Annotated in this window: 17 protein-coding genes; 6 read left to right on the top strand and 11 right to left on the bottom strand. The window is 61.4% G+C overall.

Annotated features, from left to right (window positions below; genetic code table 11):
• The first annotated feature begins 2 nt into the window (after positions 1-2).
• The 6 genes from J4G32_RS11065 to J4G32_RS11040 are packed head-to-tail and all read left to right on the top strand — an operon-like array spanning position 3 to position 8,188.
• Positions 3-1,652 carry an N-acyl-D-amino-acid deacylase family protein gene (locus J4G32_RS11065; RefSeq protein WP_210490879.1) on the top strand — a complete coding sequence of 550 codons (1,650 nt, stop codon included), beginning with the start codon at positions 3-5 and terminating at the stop codon, positions 1,650-1,652.
• A gap of 11 nt (positions 1,653-1,663) precedes the next feature.
• Complete coding sequence (locus tag J4G32_RS11060) at positions 1,664-2,674, top strand: succinylglutamate desuccinylase/aspartoacylase family protein (RefSeq protein ID WP_210490878.1); 1,011 nt, start codon at positions 1,664-1,666, stop codon at positions 2,672-2,674.
• Between the two features lie 37 nt (positions 2,675-2,711).
• Positions 2,712-4,277, top strand: a complete 1,566-nt coding sequence (locus J4G32_RS11055; protein ID WP_210490877.1) for an ABC transporter substrate-binding protein — start codon at positions 2,712-2,714, stop codon at positions 4,275-4,277.
• Positions 4,278-4,294: 17 nt separating this feature from the next.
• Entirely contained in the window at positions 4,295-5,260 is a 966-nt protein-coding gene (locus J4G32_RS11050; protein ID WP_210490876.1) for an ABC transporter permease, read from the top strand.
• Position 5,261: 1 nt separating this feature from the next.
• The gene (locus J4G32_RS11045) at positions 5,262-7,169 is read left to right on the top strand and encodes a dipeptide/oligopeptide/nickel ABC transporter permease/ATP-binding protein (RefSeq protein WP_210490875.1); all 1,908 of its coding nucleotides are present in this window, start codon (positions 5,262-5,264) and stop codon (positions 7,167-7,169) included.
• Entirely contained in the window at positions 7,169-8,188 is a 1,020-nt protein-coding gene (locus J4G32_RS11040; protein ID WP_210490874.1) for an ABC transporter ATP-binding protein, read from the top strand. Before J4G32_RS11045 ends, J4G32_RS11040 begins: the two co-directional genes overlap by 1 nt.
• An 82-nt stretch (positions 8,189-8,270) precedes the next feature.
• Here J4G32_RS11040 and J4G32_RS11035 read toward each other — a convergent pair whose 3' ends face one another.
• The 11 genes from J4G32_RS11035 to J4G32_RS10985 form a co-directional block, all read right to left on the bottom strand.
• On the bottom strand, positions 8,271-9,125 hold the full coding sequence (locus J4G32_RS11035) for a carbohydrate ABC transporter permease (protein WP_210490873.1): 855 nt from the start codon (positions 9,123-9,125) through the stop codon (positions 8,271-8,273).
• A 1-nt stretch (position 9,126) separates the two neighbouring features.
• On the bottom strand, positions 9,127-9,993 hold the full coding sequence (locus J4G32_RS11030) for a carbohydrate ABC transporter permease (RefSeq protein WP_210490872.1): 867 nt from the start codon (positions 9,991-9,993) through the stop codon (positions 9,127-9,129).
• A gap of 102 nt (positions 9,994-10,095) precedes the next feature.
• Positions 10,096-11,361 carry an ABC transporter substrate-binding protein gene (locus J4G32_RS11025; RefSeq protein ID WP_210490871.1) on the bottom strand — a complete coding sequence of 422 codons (1,266 nt, stop codon included), beginning with the start codon at positions 11,359-11,361 and terminating at the stop codon, positions 10,096-10,098.
• Between the two features lie 37 nt (positions 11,362-11,398).
• Complete coding sequence (locus J4G32_RS11020) at positions 11,399-12,334, bottom strand: nucleoside hydrolase (protein WP_210490870.1); 936 nt, start codon at positions 12,332-12,334, stop codon at positions 11,399-11,401.
• A gap of 1 nt (position 12,335) precedes the next feature.
• Positions 12,336-13,364 (bottom strand): nucleoside hydrolase, encoded by a 1,029-nt coding sequence (locus J4G32_RS11015; protein WP_210490869.1) that lies wholly within the window; start codon positions 13,362-13,364, stop codon positions 12,336-12,338.
• A gap of 157 nt (positions 13,365-13,521) precedes the next feature.
• Complete coding sequence (locus J4G32_RS11010) at positions 13,522-14,106, bottom strand: amino acid synthesis family protein (RefSeq protein ID WP_210490868.1); 585 nt, start codon at positions 14,104-14,106, stop codon at positions 13,522-13,524.
• On the bottom strand, positions 14,103-14,687 hold the full coding sequence (locus J4G32_RS11005; RefSeq protein WP_210490867.1) for an amino acid synthesis family protein: 585 nt from the start codon (positions 14,685-14,687) through the stop codon (positions 14,103-14,105). Before J4G32_RS11005 ends, J4G32_RS11010 begins: the two co-directional genes overlap by 4 nt.
• 21 nt (positions 14,688-14,708) lie before the next feature.
• Positions 14,709-16,469 carry a hydantoinase B/oxoprolinase family protein gene (locus J4G32_RS11000; protein ID WP_210490866.1) on the bottom strand — a complete coding sequence of 587 codons (1,761 nt, stop codon included), beginning with the start codon at positions 16,467-16,469 and terminating at the stop codon, positions 14,709-14,711.
• Positions 16,466-18,544 (bottom strand): hydantoinase/oxoprolinase family protein, encoded by a 2,079-nt coding sequence (locus tag J4G32_RS10995; RefSeq protein WP_210490865.1) that lies wholly within the window; start codon positions 18,542-18,544, stop codon positions 16,466-16,468. The genes J4G32_RS11000 and J4G32_RS10995 overlap by 4 nt, the downstream gene beginning before the upstream one ends.
• 93 nt (positions 18,545-18,637) lie before the next feature.
• Positions 18,638-19,480, bottom strand: a complete 843-nt coding sequence (locus tag J4G32_RS10990; protein WP_210490864.1) for an NAD-dependent epimerase/dehydratase family protein — start codon at positions 19,478-19,480, stop codon at positions 18,638-18,640.
• Positions 19,477-20,577 (bottom strand): ABC transporter ATP-binding protein, encoded by a 1,101-nt coding sequence (locus J4G32_RS10985; RefSeq protein WP_210490863.1) that lies wholly within the window; start codon positions 20,575-20,577, stop codon positions 19,477-19,479. The genes J4G32_RS10990 and J4G32_RS10985 overlap by 4 nt, the downstream gene beginning before the upstream one ends.
• Positions 20,578-20,806: the final 229 nt, after the last annotated feature.

Raw genomic sequence — 20,806 nt, 5'->3', positions numbered from 1 at the left:
AGATGAAGATCGACATTGTCATCGTGAACGGAACCGTCGTCGACGGCTCGGGCGGCCCCGCCGTGAAGGCCGATATCGGGATTGCGGGTGATCGTATCGTGGCCGTCGGCGACGTTGGCAGAGTCGAAGGGGCGGCTGTCCTCGACGCGACCGGAAAGCTCGTGCTTCCGGGTTTCATCGACGCCCACGGCCATTCGGATGTGGGGCTTTACGTGAACCCTCAATGCGAAAGCAAACTGGCGCAGGGGATCACCACCGAGGTGATGGGCAATTGCGGCTACAGCCCCTTCCCACTCTTCGACAACACACGACACCGCTACCTGCTGGACCCTGCCGGCGTCGACGTGGATTGGGCGACCGCTGAAGAATATTACGACGTCGTCCGCAAGCGTGGCTTTGCCATGAATGCCGTGCCGCAGCTCGGCCACATCATGATCCGCGGCGCCGTCCTCGACAATCAGGACCGTCCGGCCACGCGCGCCGAGATCGAGCAGATGAAGGACATGGTGCGCGACGCCATGGAGGCCGGCACGCGTGGTCTCAGCACGGGACTCGACTATGCCTGTTCCACCGTCGCCGACCTTGAGGAAATCGTCGAGCTGGTCTCGGTCGTTGCCGAGTACGGCGGCTTCTACACGTCCCATCTGCGCGGCTACAGCCGCAATGTCCTCAATTCCGTCGCCGAGGCCATCGAGGTCGGGCGGCGCACCGGTGTTCGCGTACAGCTGTCCCACCTTGGTATCTTCGGACGCAAGCAGTGGGGTTACATGGACCGGATGATGGAGCTGATCGAACGCGCGCGTGCCGACGGTGTCGAAGTTGCCTGCGATATGATGCCCTATCGTACAAAAGGGTCCTGGTGGGCGCCGCGTGCGATTTTCCCAGCGGAGGTTCACGACTGGAAACGCCCGTGGACCGAGAACCTGCCGGGCATCCGCCTGCTTCTCCAGGATCCAGTGAAGCGCCAGGCACTGAAAGAAGCCGTGGAGGCAAGGCGAGCACGGCCGAAATACGGATTTCACGAAGAGTTTGTCTGGTTCAGCGACTGGCGTGACATCTACATCGAGGAGTTGCCGACCGACAGCCGTTTTCGGACGTATATCGGCGCCAGCATCGCTGAGGCGGCAGAGAAAGAAGGAATGGAGCCTTGTGATCTATATTTCGATCTGGTGCTCCACGAAGGCGAGGAATTCGGCGCCACATGCATTCAGGTCAACGAGGACGAGTTTCATCGCCTTCTTGCCGCGCCGTGGACGATGTTCGGAACCGACGCCATCGCGACGGAATTCGACCGCCTGCGTGAACCGTGGAATTCGATCCAGCCTCACCCCCGGCATTATGGCTCATTCCCCCGCGTCCTCGGAAAATTTGTGCGAGACGAAAACCGGTTTCCACTCGCCGATGCGGTTCGGCGGATGTCGGGCCTCGTCGCCGACCATTTCAGCCTGACGGACCGAGGCTATCTCAAGCCCGACCACTTTGCGGATGTGGTGATCGTCGACCCGGCGATCGTGGGAGAGACCGCGACGTGGCGCGAGCCCAACAGCTACCCGCTGGGCATTGAGCACGTCATCGTCAACGGAAAAGTTGCCTTCGAGAACGGCCATTCCACCGGGGCCATGGCCGGCCAGATGCTGACGCGTACGAACTGAAGGAAGTGGTGATGACTTTTGCTTGGGATGGAATTGCCGTCGGACCCTCAAATACCGCACATTTCGAAGTGCCGGTCTGCACGATGGCGAGCGGACATAAGCTGGCGCTCTCGGTCCACGCCGTCACCGGAAGCCGACCGGGTCCTGTTTCGCTGGTGGCCTGTGGCTCCCACGGGGAGGAATTGTGGAGTTCCGAATTCTGCCGCCGGTTGCGGGACTACCTCGTCAATGACGGCTATGACTTCGCGGGCACGATCCTGCTGGCACCCGTGCTCAATCCGCATTCCTTTGCGAGCGGAACGCGCAACACGCCGATCGACCTCCATAATCTCAACCGTGTTTTCCCTGGCTCAAAGCCTGGCAAGAACTGGTTCACCGATATGCTGGCGGGGGTGATCGCCGACAAGATCCTTCCGAAGGCCGACTTTGTTTTCGATTATCACGGAGGCGGATCGGATACCGTCATTCACTACCATTATACGGTCGATCCCAAACTCTCGTCGCGCCACGCCCTTGTGCATGACGTGGCTCTGGCGAGCGGCGCCGAAGTCCTCTGGGAGCACAACGAGCAGCGTGGCACGTTGTCGAACTGCGCCGACGACATGGGAAAGACCGCCTTCGTGGTCGAGGTCGGCGGCGGCGGCGAGATCCTTGATAGCGGCAGTTTCGATCGGGCCTACGGGGGTTTTCTCAATATGTTGCGCGTGATCGAGGTCGTTCGCGGCACGCCTAATCTCTCGCGCGCGAGGGTCGTCGTGACCAAGGGGACAACGGTCCGGCCATCCAATGGAGGAACTTTCGTTCCGGTCAGCGGACTCGAGATCCTTGGCAAAACCGTTGCCGGTGGAACGGTGCTCGGCCGTGTTATCTCGCCCTACACTTTCGAGGTTCTGGACGAGTTGATTGCGCCGTTCGACAAGACAGAAATCATGCAGGTCAGGAACCGGATCTCGAAGGTTCACCCGGGGGAATACGCCTACATCGTCGGCGACGGCGCCACCGGATACGCCATCAACACCTGACACGAGCCACCCCAGAGAAACACTCATCGGAGGTACCATGCTCTACAAGAAATCGGTTCTCGCCGCCTTTCTGCTCACTTGGCCTCTCTCGGCGCTCGCGCAGACAACGCTCATCGTTCCGCAGCTTGACGAAGCGCGCACCTTGAGCCCCGATCCGGCCGCGGACACTGGCGGGTATGCTCCCACCAGCAACATCTACAGCCATCTCGTGGTGATGGATTGGGGGGTCGTTGCGGGGACGCCCGCCTACGGGGACCTCGCCAAGACATGGGATATCTCGCCGGACGGCAAGGTTTACACCTTTCATCTGCGCCCGAACGTGAAATGGCACGACGGCAAGCCGCTGACCTCGGCTGACGTGAAGTTCACCTACGATCGCATGATCGAAAAGAAATACCCCTACGCCGCCTTCCTTCGGAACGTAGCCACGATCGAGACGCCCGACGATCAGACCGTCGTGATCACGCTGAAGTCGGTCGACATGTCGTTCGTGCCGATGATGGCCCAGGCCGCCGGCTGGACAGGCAAGATCTATCCGCAGCATCTCTGGAAGGATCAGCCGGGTTTTGACACGGGTCCGTACGTGAATGCCCCGGTAGGGAGCGGCCCCTTCAAGTTCGTGCGCTGGGACCGCGGCAGCTCCATCGAGCTTGCAGCCAACCCGGACTACTTCCTCGGCAAGCCGTCTATCGACCGGCTGATCTTCCGGCCGATCCCGGACACGAACGTGGCGCGCGCGGAGTTCGACGCGGAGCAATACCCTCATCTCCCCTATGATTACGCGCCGCCCCTTGCCGAAGTTGCTGCCCTCCAGGCCGACCCGAGCATCCAGGTGACGTTCACGCCGTCGCACTACAGCCGAGATATTCAGCTCAACACGCAGCGCGAGCCGTTCTCCAATCTCAAGGTGCGCGAGGCAATTGCCGCCGCGATCGACCGTGATGCCATGAGCCGGCTCGGTTTCGCCGGACTGTGGAAGCCCGCAATCCATGCCAATGTGGACACACAGAAACAGTGGATCAACACGGATGTCCGCTTCCCTGCCTTCGACAAGAAGCGCGCCGAGGCACTGCTGGATGAGGCGGGCTACCCGCGCGGCGCCAACGGCATGCGCTTCGCCGCCAAGGTCACAGGGCCATCCTATTCGGATTGCAAGGCGATCAACGAGGTGTTGGTGCAGCAGCTCCGCGATGTCGGCATCGATGCGAAACTCGAGCAATTCGACCAATCGACCTGGTTCCGGCGGATGCAGGAGAAGAACTTCGACATCAGCTGCTACTTCACGCGCTACGGGCCTGACCCGGACGCCTATCGCGAGCATTTCGGCACGGGTGGCCAGCGCAATTTCATGGGCTATAGCAACCCGCAATTCGACGAACTCGGCGCGCGCGCGGTCACGCTGACCAACGAGGCGGATCGGGCAAAGCTCTACAAGGAGATGCAGGTGATGCTGATCCGCGATCTCCCATACATCAACCTCTTCAATGAACAGAAGACGAGCCTCGCCCGGGCCAAATGGACAGGATTTCCGCTCCAGGAAAGCGGTTACGACAAGTCGGTCACGTGGTTTGGCTATTTCGCCGTGAAGCCACCCGGCAAGTAAGAAAAGGAGGGCGGCCGATGCGACTGCGGCGCTATTTCATCCACCGGCTTCTGCAAGTGCTGCCGGTCGCCCTCATCATCATCGTGATCAACTTCCTGCTCATCCATCTGGCGCCAGGAGACGTCTCGATCCTGCTCGCCGGCGAAGATGCCGACCCGGCCTATATGGCGGCCGTGCGCGAACGCTACGGGCTCGACAAATCGTTCTTCGATCAGCTCATCGCCTATCTCGGCCAGATCTTGCAAGGGGACCTTGGAATTTCCTATCGCACCCGCGAACCGGTCTTCGACGTTCTCATGGAGCGTGTTCCAGCAACGCTGTTGCTGGCCGGAACAAGCCTCGTGATTGCTGCGGTTCTCGGCACCTGGATCGGGACAGCCATCGCGCGTCGACCGGGCTCCCTCGCAGACACCGTGGTGGCAACCTTCTCGATCTCCCTCTTCAGCATTCCTGTTTTCTGGCTCGGCCTGATGCTGATCCTTTTCTTCGCCGTTCAGCTCCGCTGGCTCCCGTCCAGCGGAATGATCTCCATCGGCGGCCCGAGAGATGGCTTTGCGCGAATCATGGATATCGTGTGGCACATGATCCTGCCGGTTGCCGCTCTGTCGACGGTGTGGCTCGGCCAGTATATCCGGCTTGCCCGCACATCGGTCGCGGAGGTTCTGTCCGAGAGCTACGTCACCACTGCCCGGTCGATCGGATTCTCTGAACCCTATGTTCTGTTCCACCACGGCCTGCGTAATGCACTCCTTCCCATTGTCACGGTGCTGGGACTGGAACTCGGCCTCCTCTTGACCGGCGCGGTTCTCACCGAAACCGTCTTTTCGTGGCCCGGTCTCGGACGCCTGATCTATGAGGCCATTCTCGCGCGCGACACCCCAATCATCATGGGGGCGTTCATCGTCATGTCGTTCACCGTGATGCTGGCCTCGCTGGCGACCGACATTGCCTATGCGGCGCTCGATCCCCGGGTGAGCCTGTAACATGCTCGCACCCCGCCGCCTTCTCACACTGCTGTTGCAAAACCCGACGAGCGCCGCGAGCCTGTTTCTCGTCCTGTTCGCTCTTGCGATTGCCATCCTGGCGCCTTTTCTTGGCCTGCCGGATCCCGGCCAGATGGCAGCAAAACCCTATCTTCCGCCAGGAGGCGAGCATTGGCTTGGCACGGATAATTTCGGTCGGGATGTCCTCTCACGCGTGATCTGGGGAACCCGGGTTGCGCTGCTGGTCGCCGTGGGCTCGGCGGCGCTCTCCATTCTCGTCGGCGTCATCGCAGGGTCACTCGCGGGCTATTACGGAGGCTGGCTCGACAGCGTGCTCAGCCGCACCTTTGATGTCTTCCTGCTCATTCCCACCTTCTTCCTCGTTCTGCTCATCGTCGCCCTGTTCGGGTCGAGCCTCACCCTTGTCATGATCGCAATCGCGCTCACCGCGTGGCCTCGGTCGGCGAGGATCATGCGCTCGCAAGTGCTGTCGCTGAAATCGCGCGTTTATGTCCAGGCGGCGCTGGCCTCCGGGGCGTCGAGCAGCCAGACCATCGTCAAGCACATCGTTCCGAACGGCATCGGCCCCATCATCACGGACGGGACGATCCTGATGGGTCTGGCGATCCTCACCGAGGCGGGCCTCAGTTTCCTGGGACTGGGCGACCAGAATTCCGTGAGCTGGGGACGGATGATCTTCGAGGGTCAGCGCCAGCTTCGATTGGCACCCTGGATCTCGATCGCGCCGGGTGTTGCCATGCTCATCCTCGTCGCCAGCCTCAATCTGCTGGGGGATGGCATCAACCACGCCCTCAACCCGCAGATGCGTTCCCGAGGCGGAGCGCCACGGCGGCGCCCAACGGCGGCTCCGCCGGCGGATGAAAGCCCGCGTCCGGTCAGCCCGATCATCGAAGTCGACAATCTGCGTCTCACCTACTCAGTCGGCACACGGCGGATTCACGCGGTCGACGGTGTCTCGTTCACGCTCCCGCGCGGCGCGAGCCTCGGCATCGTCGGAGAGAGCGGGTGCGGCAAGAGCAGCCTTGGCAGCGCGCTGCTCCAGACGATCCCAAACAATGCCGACTTCACGGGAGGCACGGTTCGCTTCGATGGACAGAGCATCCTGCGCGACGGCAAACCGGTCTCCGAGCGTGGGCGTCTGCGCATCCAGGCCCTGCGTTGGAGCCGCATTTCGACGATCTTCCAGAGCTCGATGAACGCGCTCAATCCTGTTACGACCATCCGCAAGCAAATGGTGGCGGCCTACCGGCTGCATCGGCCGAAGGCAGGCGACGCCGAAGCAACGGCGCGGGTGGCGGAGGTGTTCGATCTCATCGGCATTCCGCGGCATCGCATGAACGCCTATCCGCATCAGCTCTCCGGCGGCATGCGACAGCGAACCATGATCGCCCTGAGTCTCATCCTGGAGCCGGACCTCGTCATCGCGGATGAACCGACGACAGCTTTGGACATGCTGATCCAGGACCAGATCCTTGCCGAAATCGACAAACTGCGCAGGCGTCTCAACCTCACCCTCATTCTGGTGTCGCACGACATGGGCGCCGTTGCCGAGACCTGCGAAATGGTCGCGGTGATGTACGCAGGCCGGATTGTCGAGATGGCGCCGACCGCGGTGATTTTCGGCAATCCCAGCCACCCCTACACCAGGGCTCTGATCGATGCGCTGCCGAGCCTGCGCGGACCGATGAAGACCTTGGCAACCCTGCCGGGCGAAGCCTTCCAGCCGACCGAGACCATCGTCGGCTGCCGGTTCGCGCCGCGCTGCCGCCATGCGACGGACCTTTGTCGGACGGAAGCGCCGCCCTCCGTCGCATTGTCTTCAGGGCATACGGCCGAGTGCCACTACGCTCGCGCGTTCGCGGCCGAACCGTTAAGGGAGCACGCCTGATGACGAAGCCCCTGATCGAACTTTCCGGTTTGCGCATGGTCTACGAGAGCAGCCACTCTTTCATGTCCATGTTCACAGGCCGCAGCGGACCCGGCGTAACCGCGGTAGACGGGATTAGCCTCACCGTCCGGTCCGGCGAGACGACGGCTATCGTCGGCGAGTCGGGATCGGGCAAGACCACCACCGGCCGCATTGCGACGCTGCAGGAACGGCCCACCGCAGGGACAGTCCGCTTTGACGGCGAAGATGTGACCGATCTGTCAGGCGCTGCGCTGAAGCGCTTCCGCCGCCAGGTCCAGATGATCTTCCAGAACCCGTATGAGGCCCTCGATCCCCGCCTCACCATTGGCCAGTCGGTCGGCGAGCCTCTGCGGCTCCACCATCTCGGCTCGCCCGGGGAGCGCCGCGCGAAGGTTCTGAAAATCCTGGCCGAAGTCGAGTTGCGGCCGGCTGAAGCCTACGCGGACCGCTATCCGGCGGACCTGTCGGGCGGGCAATTGCAGCGGGCCGCCATTGCCAGAGCGCTGATCCTGGAACCCAAGGCGGTGATCGCCGACGAGCCCGTCAGCATGCTCGACGTCTCGGTTCGTTCAGGCGTGATGAACCTCATGCGCGCCCTCCAGAGCCGGATGGGGATGTCCTACCTCTACATTACCCACGACCTGGCCGTCGCGCGCTACATGGCGAACCGGATCGCCGTCATGTATCTGGGCGCCATCGTCGAGGAAGGTCCGACCGAGCAGCTGATCGCGGCGTCCGGCCATCCCTACACGCGCCTCCTTATATCGGCCGTTCCTGAGCATCATCAGGGAGCGCGCAGGCGTCGTGTCACGCTCAGTGGCGACGCGCTGTCGGAGACCGGCATCCCGGCAGGCTGCCGTTTCCACACCCGATGCCCCATGGCCCAGCCCGTGTGCAGAAGTGTGGAGCCTTCCCGCGTCAGCCTCGGGGCCGGACATGAGGCCGCCTGCCACTTCGCGACCGATGTCGCTCGGAACGGGCTGACGGTTGCTGCCTGAGGCCACCGGGGAGCAGCCGAAACGGCAAAGGCCTACTGCAGGACGCGATGGGTCGCCGCTTCGAGACGGAAACTGAGAATTTCTACTTGATCCCGGTCATCACATTGCTGCGGATATAGTATTTCTGAAAAATCAGGAATGGAACGAGGGCCACCAAGCTCGCGATCGTCATCGACGAGAAGAGATGTCCCCACGCCGTCCCTTCCATGCTCATCGTCTGCGCGATGGCAACCTGCACGACAGTTCTCTCGGCCGAGGGAGCCGCCACGAGCGGCCAGAAGAATGCCTCAAACTGATGGAGGAAGATCATGACGCTGCCGGTCAGCACGACGGGGAACGACAAGGGCATGGCGACCCGCCAGAAGATCGTGCCCCAGGATGCACCATCGACCCGGGCTGCCTCGTACAATTCCCGCGGAAGGGCTGCGAAGAATTGGCGGAACATGAAGATCACGAAGCCATTGGCGAGGTCAGGCACGATCAGCGCCGGATAGGTGTCAATCATTCCCATGGCGTCGACAAGGAGATAGAGCGGAATGACGATGCCCTCGAAGGGCATCATGGCCGCGGCCAGGACGAAGGCAAAAAGCCAGTTGCGGCCTGGAAACTCGAAGACCGCAAAGGCGAATCCGGCAGCGGCGTTGAGGATGACGCCGCAGAACATGGCCGTGACAGCGACGAACAGGGAGTTGAAGAGAGCCCGCCCGTAATTCGTCGTCTTGAAGAGCGAGGTGTAGTTCTCAAACGTCAACTGCTCGGGAACGACAAGCCCCCATGCGAATCGTCCGGCGTGAAAGAACATTTCGCTCGGAGCGCGGAAGGACGACAGCACCAGCCACAACAACGGCAGGAGCACGGCAATCGAGAGACCCCAGAGCGCAATACGACGGGCAACGAGTGTCAGGCCAGACGGGGGCGCCAGTGTGGAACTGCTCATATCAGTCTTCCCCTTCCCGAGACCCGAGCAGACGAAGCTGGATCGCTGCGAACACGCAGATGATGAGAAGCAGGACCGTCGACAAGGCGAGCGCTCTGCCCCAGTTGATGAACACGAAGGCGCTTTCGTAGGTTCTGAACATCAGCATGTCGGTGGCGCCGTTCGGTCCGCCTTTGGTGATGATGTAGATCGGCGCGAAAAACAGAAAATTGACGGATGTGGTCGCCACGAGCACGAAGGCCAGCGGCCGTCTCATCTGAGGAATCGTGATGTACCGCAGCCGCTGTAGCCAATTCGCACCGTCGATCTCGGCCGCTTCGTAGATGTCGGCGGGAATGCGATAGAGGCCGGCGAGCAGGAAGATCATCCAGTATCCCGCGCTCTTCCACACGACGATCGCCATCATGGTCGGAAGCGCCTGAGTCTCGCTGAGGAAGAACGGCTGGCGTCCGATCCCGATGGCCGCGAGGATGGGGTTTGCGGGACCCAGATTGGGATCGAGGATCAGGCTCCAGAGCACCGCCGCAAGGCTGGTGGAAAACGTCATCGGGATAAAGAGCGCGGAACGGAACAGACCGATCCCGCGCGTTGGCGAGAACGTCAGCAGCGCCAAGCCGAACGCAATGCAGACGAGGATCGGGTTCAAGATGAGGTTGAACTTGAGTGTGGTGAGAACCGAGTGCCAAAAGCTCTCATCCGCGAAGATCGTCTCGTAATTGCCGAGACCATAGAACGACCGTTCGCCCATCAGGTTCTGACGGAAGAAGCTGCCGACAATCGAGATGACAACAGGAACCGCCCGGAAGATCACCAGGAGGGCAATGGCCGGAACGAGAAAGATGGCGATGACACCCCACGTGGGTGCCATCGGATTGAAATCGCGCGCCAGACGTCTCCCACGCCGCTTCGTCCGAAGGGTGGGAGAGACGCCGGTCGTGCTTGCGGGGTGCGAAATCGTCAAAGCCTCGCCTTATGCCTTGTACTTCGCCAGTTCGCGGTCGAGATCCTGAGCAGCCTTCTTCAGCCGCGCTGGAATGTCGGCTCCACCCTGGATCTCGCGGAAGGCGACCTTCATCACCGAATCGTATTCGAGCCAGCCAGGAGTCAGAGGACGGGGAGTCGCCGTGTTGTTCATCTCGTATTTGACGATCTGCCAATATGGCGCGCTCAGATCGGCTCCCAGGATGTTCCACGACTCATTCAAGACGGGCGGGTTGGGTCGCAGCTTGAAGAACTTTGCGACGAATTCCGGCTCGGCTGCAGCTTTGATAAAGGTAGTGACCGCCTCTTTGTGGAGGGAGCGGGGGTTGAATCCGAGGTGCCAACTGCCCGTAGGCGTCACAGCCTTGCCGCCCGCGAAGTACGGCATCGGAGCGGTGGCCCATTTCAGGTTCGGACGGGCCTGGAACGTGGAAATCACCTGAGTTGAGGAGAGGAACATGGCGGCACGGCCGCCTGCGAACATCTCGGTGGCCAGATTGTTGTCGAAGACACCCGGCGGCGAGACCTTATGCTTGACGTACAGGTCCTGGTAGAACTGCATGGACTCGATGAATTTCGGGGAGTCCACGAAGCCCGTTGCCTTCAGACCGTCGTCGCTGATGACCTGCGCGCCCTTCGATTGCGGGAACGTGATTGCCTGATAGCATTGATCGGCGACTTCGAAGGTCAGCCCCCAGATGCCAGCGTCAGCGTTGGTCAGCTTCCGGGCCGCTTCGAGGGTCTCTTCCCAGGTCCAGCGCTTGGCCGGATCGGCGGATGGCGGCGTGACGCCAGCCTTGGCGAACAGCTCCTCGTTAATGAAGAGCACATTGCTCGATGAGAACAATGGGAGCGACATGAGCTTGCCACCATAGGTCCCCTGACCGAGGCTTGCCTTCGTGTAGCGGCTGAGGTCGTTGCCGAAGATCTGATCGAGCGGCGTCAGATGCCCACGCACGGCATAGGACGGTGTCAGCGGTCCATCGACAAAGAAGACGTCCGGCAGGGCATTTCGGGCCTGCAGGCGAACTTCCAGGGTCGAGATCATTTGCGCCGCGGGAAGACGCTCGAGCTTGAGCTTCACCCCCGGGTGCTTTTCCTGAAAGTAATCCCACATGGGGATTTGCTGCGCTTCGGGCCATGACGTGCACATAAGATCGATCGTCGTGGGCGTCTGAGCCCGCAGGATCGAGGGCATGGCCACCATGCCGCCGAGCGCGACACCGGATTTGAGGAGATTTCGCCTTGTTACCATCGCCGTTCCCTTTTTTGTTGACGAGTTCGTAGCGTTGTCAGCCTCGCAAAAGACTGAACATCAGGTCGAAGAAGCGCTCGACGTCCACGTCGACGGCAATCTCCGCATTCGGCTTCTCGCCGCGCGTTCCCCAGAAATCGGCGACCGTCGCACCAAACGTGTAGGCGCCGCCCACATCGACCGCGATATGAGCTGGCCTGGTCGTGATCAAGGTCGGGTCGATCACAGCGGCAAGCGCGAGGGGATCGTGCATGGCGCCGCCGATGTTCATGGTTCTGCGATGCAGCTTGTCGTAGTAGCGCAGCCAATCCACCACCAGGCGGCCAAGCGGCGTATCGATCTTCGCGAGTTCCTCGAACTGCGGCTCCTCGATCAGGACCCGGCGTGTGACGTCAAGTCCAACCATCGTGATCGGAACGCCGCTCTCGAGCACGATCTTCAATGCTTCGGGATCGCAGAAGGCGTTGAACTCCGTAGGCGAGATGATCTCGCTCTTCCGGTAGAAGACGCCCCCCATCCAGGTGAGGTGTTTGATCTTCGCCAGCACCTGGGGATATTTCATCACGAGAAGAGCGACGTTCGTCAGCGGACCTGTGGCGACGAAATCGATCGGTTCGGGGGCCTTTGAAAGCATACGTGCCAGAAAATCCACCGCATGAACCGGCTCGATCGTCATCGTCGGATCGGGCAGATACTTTGAGCCTTCCAGCCCGCTTGGCCCATCGGCCGTTCCAAGCACGAGAGGACGCGTCAGCGGGCGCACGCAGCCTGCTGCAACGGGCACGTTTCCCGCTCCGATAAATTCCAGAATGCGAAGGGCATTCCGTGTCGTCTTGTCGATACCCGCGTTCCCGCAGGTCGTCGTGACGCCCAGGAGTTCGATTGCGGGAGAGCGGTGCGCCATGACGAGCGCGACCGCATCGTCGTGGCCGGGGTCGCAATCAATCAGTATCGGTTTAGCTTGAATGCTCATATCACGCCGCACGCTCGTAGAGCGCCATCGTATCCTTGAAGAGTGTCATGAAACGGCGTCCCTTGATGCTCGTGCAGATGCGGGTCGTCTTCGATCCGTCGCTGGTGAGGATCTGGTGGCCGCGATAGGCGACCGTCTGGCCGCGTGCGATGCCCTCCTGCAGGACAACGTCGACAAAGAGCGGATCTGTCATCTCGCAAAGGTCCGGGTGGATCGCCATGGCCACCGTGATGATGTCATCCATCGGGAATGATACGAGCCCGAAGAACTCGCGCCAGATATCGATGTAGATCGGATACTTGTCGGCGATCATGTCGACGACGGAATTTTGCGTCGCCCGTTCCTGCATGTCCGCAATGTCGTCCCGGCTCATCATGGCATCGCCAAAGCGATTGTCTTCGCAGACGTCGAGCGGAACGAGGATCTTGGGAACGTCGGTAGCCAGGACCACCCTCGCCGCTTCGGGGTCGCTCCAGATGTTCGATTCCGACACCGGTGTCATGTTGCCGGGGATCCCGAAGGTTCCGCCAAGGACCACTAGGTTCTTCAGAGCGGGCGCGACCTTCGGCTCCTGGAGAAAGGCGAGCGCCGCATTCGTGAGCGGGCCGGTTGTCACGAGCGTGATCTCGCCGGGATAGCGCAGGACTTTCTCGATGATGAAGTCGACTGCGTGCTGGGCTTGCGGTGCACGGTTCGGCGTGGGCTCGGGCGGATTTTTCTTCTTGAGACGGTCTCCAAACCGGTCTTTCATCCGGTTCTGATAAACCAGAGGCGCCTCCATGTCGGCTTTCGAATTGCCGACGAAATGACGCCAGGCGCCCGCGTGAACAGGGATGTGCTCCTTGTCGGCCAACGTGAGCAGATTGAGCACGATATTCGTGGCCTGCTCCACGCTCCCTGCGGCACCCGTGAGTGTGGTGATGCCCTCGAGCTTGATCTGGGGAGAGGCCGCGGCGAAGAGTACGGCGAGGATGTCATCGCCTGCGGAATCCACGTCAAGAATGATCCGCTGGACCGGTTCTCGGCTCATCGCGCCAAACCTCTTCTGGTCGCCCCGGCACGAGCGGGACGCGCTGCGATATCGTTTGTAGTCATACAATCGAGCCTCAAATGAATTGCGCTGTCAATAGACGCTGCGCGACTTTCCGTGACGGGCATCGCCAGCCCTCTGTGACGGCTCCATTCGCTCACCGCAGACCGTCCATTCGTGCGACCTCATCTTTGCGGAGGCCGCCGACGCGCGGGAGGGGCCTGCCCCCGTTGGTGATCGCGATGGCAACGACAATCTCGTCTGCGTGCGGCGCACCAGGGATGCGAACTTCGATTCCGTCGAAGTGACTGCGAACGTAGACTGCATCCTTGTAGCCGAGCGGAATGTCGAACGGCGCTCCCGGACCGACGCGCTTTTTTGAAGAGGGAATGATCGACAATCCTGCTTCCATGGCTGCGCGGATTGGCGCGCCGAGATTGGGATGCAACAAAGCCGCGCCGTGCTCGAGTTCGCCATCGGCGCCAATGGCGGCAGCTTTTCCAAAGCTATCGATGTCGGCGACGGAAACCCCGAGCGCAGCGATGGCACGGGTGATGAGGAGGTTTCCGAGTTCGCTCGCGCCGTCCGCAAGCTCTGTCAGGTCCTCGACATATTGGCCCGCATAGGGATTGACGACGACAGCAGCCGCCACCGCCCGACGCACCGCCGGATCGACGGGGCGTCCCTGCTCAATTCTCGTTTCTTCGACGAAGGTAACGATCCTGCGGATGTCGAGTTTCATCGCAATCCGTCCTCGCCTTTGACGTCTTCGACTGCGAGGCCGCCAAGGCGGGCGTGGACCCGCGGGCCCGTGGTCATCGCCAGCGCAAAGACCAGCTCGTTCCTCCGCGGGGCATCCGGTATGCCGATTTCGATGGCGTCGAAATGACTGCGGACGTAGGACGCATTGATGTGGGTGACCGGAATATCAAGGCGTGTACCCAATCCCCCCACCTTCTTGGCGGACGGCACGATGGCTTTCGCGTTGCCGAGGACCTCGCGCATGGAGTAGCCGCCTGGAACATGCCAGAGAGCGCCATGTTCAAGCTCGCCGGCCTCGCCAACGATCGAACCTTTGCCGTAGCCCTCGATGGCGGAGACATCCCCACCCAGCGCTTCAAGCAGCTTTTCGGCCATCTCGAGACCGAGCGGCTTCAATGTCTCCATGTAGCTGGAAATGTCCTCCACATAGCGCCCGGCAAAGGGATTTTCGATCACCGCGAGAATGACGCCCCGACGAGGCGGGTTGGCAGCAACAGGGCCACCCTCGTGAAAGATTTCCTCGATCTGGAGCACGAGTTTTCTGACGTTGACTGGATGCATATCAATTCCTCGATCTGGCCGTCAGGCCGCCTGTTTCAGGCGCGCCCGCAACTCGGCCGTCCTGTCCTCATGAACAAGTCCACTGCGGGGGTCGATCTCGACGCCGAAGAGCGAAGCGGCCTGGGCTGTACTGTAGTAGCCGAGCAGGACGTCGGTCAGAACCGCCTGCGGGTTGCGTTCGAAGGGAGGCCCGTAGCCGCCGCCGCCGGGCGTTTCCACATGAACGCGGTCTCCCGCCTTCAACCCGACATCCTGTTTCTTCGTGATGTGCGGGGGGCGGTAATCGACGCCATCCCGCCGGACGATGATCAAGCCGGGCGCGCCGTCGCTTCCACCAAGCGCCCCCTGAGGACCAACCCGCCCGTGATCCATCACGAATGACGCCCGTGCCGACCCCCGAAGGAGTTCGAGTTCGTAGGTCAGGCCGAAGCCACCGCGGGTCTTGCCAGCGCCTCCCGATCCCTCTCGAAGAGCGTACTTCGTGAACAAAACCGGGAAGACCTGCTCGGTAATTTCCACCGGCGGAGATTTGGAAATCCCGATCGTCGAACAGCCGTTCGTGATCCCGTCGGTCTCGATGTTGCCGCCGTATCCGCCACCGGAAATCTGATACATCACATATTCGCGGCCGGTGCCCGGATCATGCCCACCCAGCGCGAAATTGCCGCTCGAACCTGCCGGTGCCGCTGTCACGCGATCGGGAATAGCGTGGACCATCGCGGAGAAGACCGCCTCCGCAATCCGCTGCGACACCTCGGCAGCGCAGCCGGATACGGGGCGAGGATATTGCGCGTCAAGAAAAGTGCCCGCCGGGCTCTTGATGATGAGTGGCTCGAAAGCGCCTGCGCTGAGCGGAATATCCGGAAAAATGTGCCGGATCGCCAAGTAGACCGAAGAATGTGTGGTCGCAAGCACGCAATTCATCGGCCCAAGGCACGGTGGACTGGACCCGGCAAAGTCGAAGACCAAGTTGTCGTCGTCGGTCTTTGTGACCGAAAGCGCAATCGTCAACGGCTCGTTCACAACGCCGTCGGAATCGATATACGCCGCGCCGCGATAGACCCCTGGGGCAATACCGCGGATCGACGCCCGCATCTGGTCAGCGGAGCGCTTTCGCAACTCTGCGATGGAAGCCGCGACGGTCTCGTCACCGTACCTGTCGAGAAGTTCTGTCAGTCTTTCGGATCCAACCCGAAGAGCAGCCGCCTGTGCACGGATGTCTCCAATCCGTTGTTCGGCAACGCGGATGTTCGAGTAGATGATGGAATAAATCTCAGAATCCATCTTGCCTTTCTTGAAGAGCTTGACGGGCGGCAGACGCAGCCCCTCCTGCTCGACCGAGGTCGCCGAGGCGGAGAACCCGCCCGGCACCGCGCCCCCGATATCAGGCCAGTGGCCGATATTCGACAGCCAGCAATAGATCTCGCCATGGCGATAGAACGGCATGGCGAAGCGCACATCCATCAGGTGCGTGCCGCCCAGATACGGATCGTTCACCACGTAGATATCGCCGTCGTCCGGAGGCAGGCAGCGTCCGTCGCGGATGAATTCGATGATCGTGCGAGTCGAGGCCTGCATGGTGCCGACGAAAACCGGCAGACCGCCGATGCCCTGCGCAATGAGCGAACCGTCCTCAGCCGAATAGATTCCGTCCGACCGGTCATCTGCCTCGGAGATGATCGGCGAGAAGGCAGCTCGGGAAAAGGTGTGATCCATCTCGTCGCAGACTTGCTGGAGGCCGGCCTGGATGACCGTCAGCGTAATCGCATCGATGGGCTTCATGTGGATGACCCTACCTTGATGATGATGTTGCCCTGCGGATCGCCCTCGGCCACGTCACCCGGATTGATCACGGTCGTTGCATCGAGCTGCTCGAGGATCGCCGGGCCAGCAATGCGCACGTCCGCCGGCAGCCACTCACGCTGATAGACCGGCGTATCGTGCCAACCTCCGTCGAACCGAACCGGTCGTGTCTCGACGAGGGCCTCCTGCAAAGACGAGCGTCGTCCGGCTGCTGGGATCAGGTTCTCGAGACTGACTTCCTTGCGGACGCCGACAACGGATGTGTTGACGCTTGCCAGATTGGCTCTGACCTCCGGGAGCCGGACGCGGAAGCGCTGAAAATAAGCGTCTTCGAAGAGCGACTGAAGCGTCTCGAGATCGACCTCGCTTGACGGAAGACCGACGCGGATCAGGTGGGTCTGCCCGGCAAAATGCATGTCCGCGCTATGCTCGATCATAACATCCACTGGTCGGACCGCCTCCTTGGCGATCGCATCCAAGCCCTGGCGGCGCTGGCTGGCGAGAAGGTCGCGAACCTGTTCAAGATCCGTCTCGCGCAGCAGCGTGTTGACGGTCGAGACGAAATCATGCCGAAGATCTGCGACCGCGCAGCCGATGGCATTGGTAATTCCAGGCCGGGCCGGCACTAGCACCTTCGGGATCCCAAGCTCGCGGGCGATCGCAGCCGCATGCAGCGGGCCGGCACCGCCAAAGGCGAAGAGGATGAAGTCACGCGGATCGTTGCCCCGGGCAACGGATACCATCCGGATGGCCCCGGCCATCTTCAGATTAGCCACCCGTAGCACGGCTTCGGCGGCGTCATAGGCGTCCAGCTGAAGGCGCTCAGTGAAGGTGCGGGTGAAAGCAGCCTCGATATCGGGAACAGACACTGCCGTCTCGACAGCCAGAAGCTTTTTGGCGTTCAGGCGCCCGAGGAGCAGATTGGCGTCCGAGATCGTGGGCTCTGTGCCACCCCTTCCGTAACAGATCGGTCCAGGGCGAGAACCGGCGGATCGCGGGCCGACCTGCAGCAGGCCCGCATCATTCACCGATGCAATTGACCCCCCTCCTGCGCCGACCGTGTGGACATCCACCATCGGCACGTGGATCGGCATCGCATATTCGATTTCGATCTCGTTCGACACGAGTGGCTTGTTGTTGCGAATGAGAGCGACATCGGTTGACGTCCCGCCCATGTCGTAGGTGATCAGACGCTCCTCGCCGACCTTGGCAGCCGTATAGGCCGCAGCAATGACACCCGACGCGGGGCCGGACATTACTGTTTTGGCCGCTTCACGCGAGACAAAGCGCGACGAGATCGTCCCGCCATTGCCGTTCATGATCAAGAAATCCCGGTCGTACCCGCCCCTCTCCAGTTCCCGGCGCAGGTTCTCCACGTAGCGGTCGAGAATGGGCTGCACTGAGGCATTGACCGAGGCGGTCACGCCACGCTCGTACTCACGGGCTTCGGACAGCAGCGAGTGACCCGTGGTGATATAGGCGTTCGGCCAGATCTCGGCGGCAATCTCGGCAGCCCTGCTCTCGTGGGAGGGATTCTTGTACGCATGGAGAAAGTGGATCACCAGGGACTCACAGCCGGCTGCCAGAAGCGCCTCGACGGCGTCCCGCACCTGAGACTCATCGAGTGGCGTCCTCACACGCCCGGTCGCCTCCATCCGCTCGTCGACTTCAAGCCGCAATTGACGGGGAACGATGGGAGTGAAGGTACCGAAGAGTCCATATGGGGTCGGTCGCGTTCGTCGACCAAGTTCGATCACATCGCGAAAACCGCGTGTCGTGATCATTCCCACTTTCGAAATCCGCCGCTCGAGGAGGGCGTTAGTGGTGACTGTCGTCCCGTGGACAATGAGGTCGATGGCGGAAACCGGGTAGCCGGAATCCCGAAAGGCATTGAGCACACCCTTCGACTGATCCTCGACAGTGGAAGGCGTTTTTCCGATAACGACCGTGCCGGCCTTGTCGTCGATGATGATCAGGTCGGTGAACGTGCCTCCCACGTCGATCCCGGCCACAACCTGGCCTGCCGCAATATCGTGTGGGAATCGTGTGTCCATGCCGAATTGTGTCCGCAGATGCTCGTCGCACGGGATGCGAGGAAGAAAGGATCGTCGAGAAGACGCAGAGCGATTTGCGCCAGCGTCACGGTGTCAGTAATCGCGCCAGGAGTGACGCGGCTCGAAGCCAATGGCCTCCCTCGCCTCGGCGAGGTCGAAGATCGTGTCGCATCCAGAAATCGCACGGGTCAGACGCGTCCCCGGATAGGCGGCCTCGACCAATGTGAGAGTGTCCTCGGGCATGAAGGTGTCGATGGCGCTGATGAAGAGCCGCTTGTGGCCCTCGATCGGCTTTTCGACGGATGCCACGAACGCTGCAGCGGCGTCGCGCGCATCGATGTAACCCCAGAGGTCGCGCGGTGCGGCTCTCGCCCGCGCCCTGCGGGCCTCGACATTGGCGAGGAATCCGTCAGGCGGCTGAATCCACGGCATTCGCAGACTGACGCCGGAAAGACCGGGCCGTCGGCGGATCGCCGCATCAAGCATTTCCTCGCCCAGCCATTTGGAGACTCCGTAGGCGTCCTGCGCTTCGATCGGATGCCTGGAATCGAGCGGCAGGTAGGACGGCCGAATGGGTTGTTCATAGAACGGGTACCCCAACACGCTCATGGACGACGCGTAGACAAACCGTGTTGCACCGTTGAGAACCGCAGCTTCCATGACGCTGTAGTTGATCGCCATGTTGGTCGAGAACACTGTCGCGGGTGCCGAGCCGACAGGGCGCGGAATGCCCGCCACATGGGCGACGGCATCGACATCGCGAATGAGCTGAAGGGTCGTGCCGAGATCGCGCAGATCGGTGGTGATATGGGTCCATGCCGAGGGGGAACGGGGTGGAACGGTATCGAGGCCGCGAACCGAATGGCCGGCCTCGCAAAGCGCAGTGGCGACGTGACTTCCGAGGAGTCCGCTTGAGCCGGTGACAATGACTTTCATGACAAAGCTTCCAAAACGTGAGCCGTGAAATCGCCGGGCACGGGAATGCGCTTGCCGCTGGCGGCGTCGAACAAGTGGACCTTGGACGCGTCGATCCTGATGCCGAGCGATCCGCCCGGCGTAGCCGGAATGCGTTCTCGGAACAACAAGGTCACCGGATGCGGCCCGAGGCGCGCGACGACGAGGGTCTCTGACCCCGTCGGCTCGGACACGGTGATCTGAACGACGAGGGAGTCACCATTGCGGTCTACATGTTCGGGCCTGAAACCGTAGACGGCTGCGCGCCCCACATTTTCGGGGCTGACAGGTGGAAGCGGGAGGGTGATCCCGGCGTCAGACCGAAAGCTGCCTTGCGTCTCAATGACGCCTTCGATGAAATTCATCGACGGCGAACCGATAAATCCCGCGACAAACCGGGTCTGCGGGTAGTCGTAGAGATCGAGCGGAGCACCCATCTGCTCCACGACGCCACCATTCATGACCACGATTTTGTCGGCCATGGTCAAGGCTTCGATCTGATCGTGCGTGACGTAGATCGTCGTCGTTCCCAGACGCTGGTGGAGTTCCTTGATTTCGGCGCGCATCTGTACGCGCAGTTTCGCATCGAGGTTCGACAGCGGTTCATCGAACAGAAAGACCTTGGGATTGCGCACGATCGCCCGGCCCATCGCCACCCGCTGCCGCTGACCGCCGGACAATTGCCGCGGATACCGATCGAGCAGCGATGCAAGTCCAAGGATCTCCGCCGCGGTGCCGACGCTGGCCGCGATCTCGGCTTTGCTCTTGCGGCTGAGCTTGAGAGAAAAGCCCATATTCTCGGCAACCGTCATGTGCGGATAGAGCGCATAATTCTGGAACACCATCGCGATGTCGCGCTCTTTCGGCGGTGCGGTGTTGACGAGCTTGCCGTCGATCAGGACTTCGCCCGAGCTGATCCCCTCAAGGCCGGCGATGATCCGCAGTAGCGTCGATTTCCCACATCCGGAAGGCCCGACCAGCGCGACAAATTCGCCATGCGCGATGCCGAAGCTGACACCGGACAGAATATCCGTATCACCAAACGCCTTGCGGATTGATCTGAGATCTACGCCTGCCATTGTCCGTGCTTCACCTGCGACTGTGTCGATACCCTACGGAGAAGCGGGTCCGTTGAGACGATCCAAATATCGTCCGTACTCATACAATCAATCTCGCCTTGATGGCCTTGTCAATACGCCGTCGGAGAGATTTGTTGTGGTTTGATGGGGGACCCGAACTGGCGCGGCGACAGCGGGAAAGTTTGTACGACGTCCAACGGATTGACTCGGGCTTTACGCTGGTTCATCA

It is taken from the genome of Microvirga antarctica (assembly GCF_017921815.1).
Taxonomy (GTDB): domain Bacteria; phylum Pseudomonadota; class Alphaproteobacteria; order Rhizobiales; family Beijerinckiaceae; genus Microvirga; species Microvirga antarctica.
This window is presented reverse-complemented; position numbering and strand designations above follow the sequence as displayed.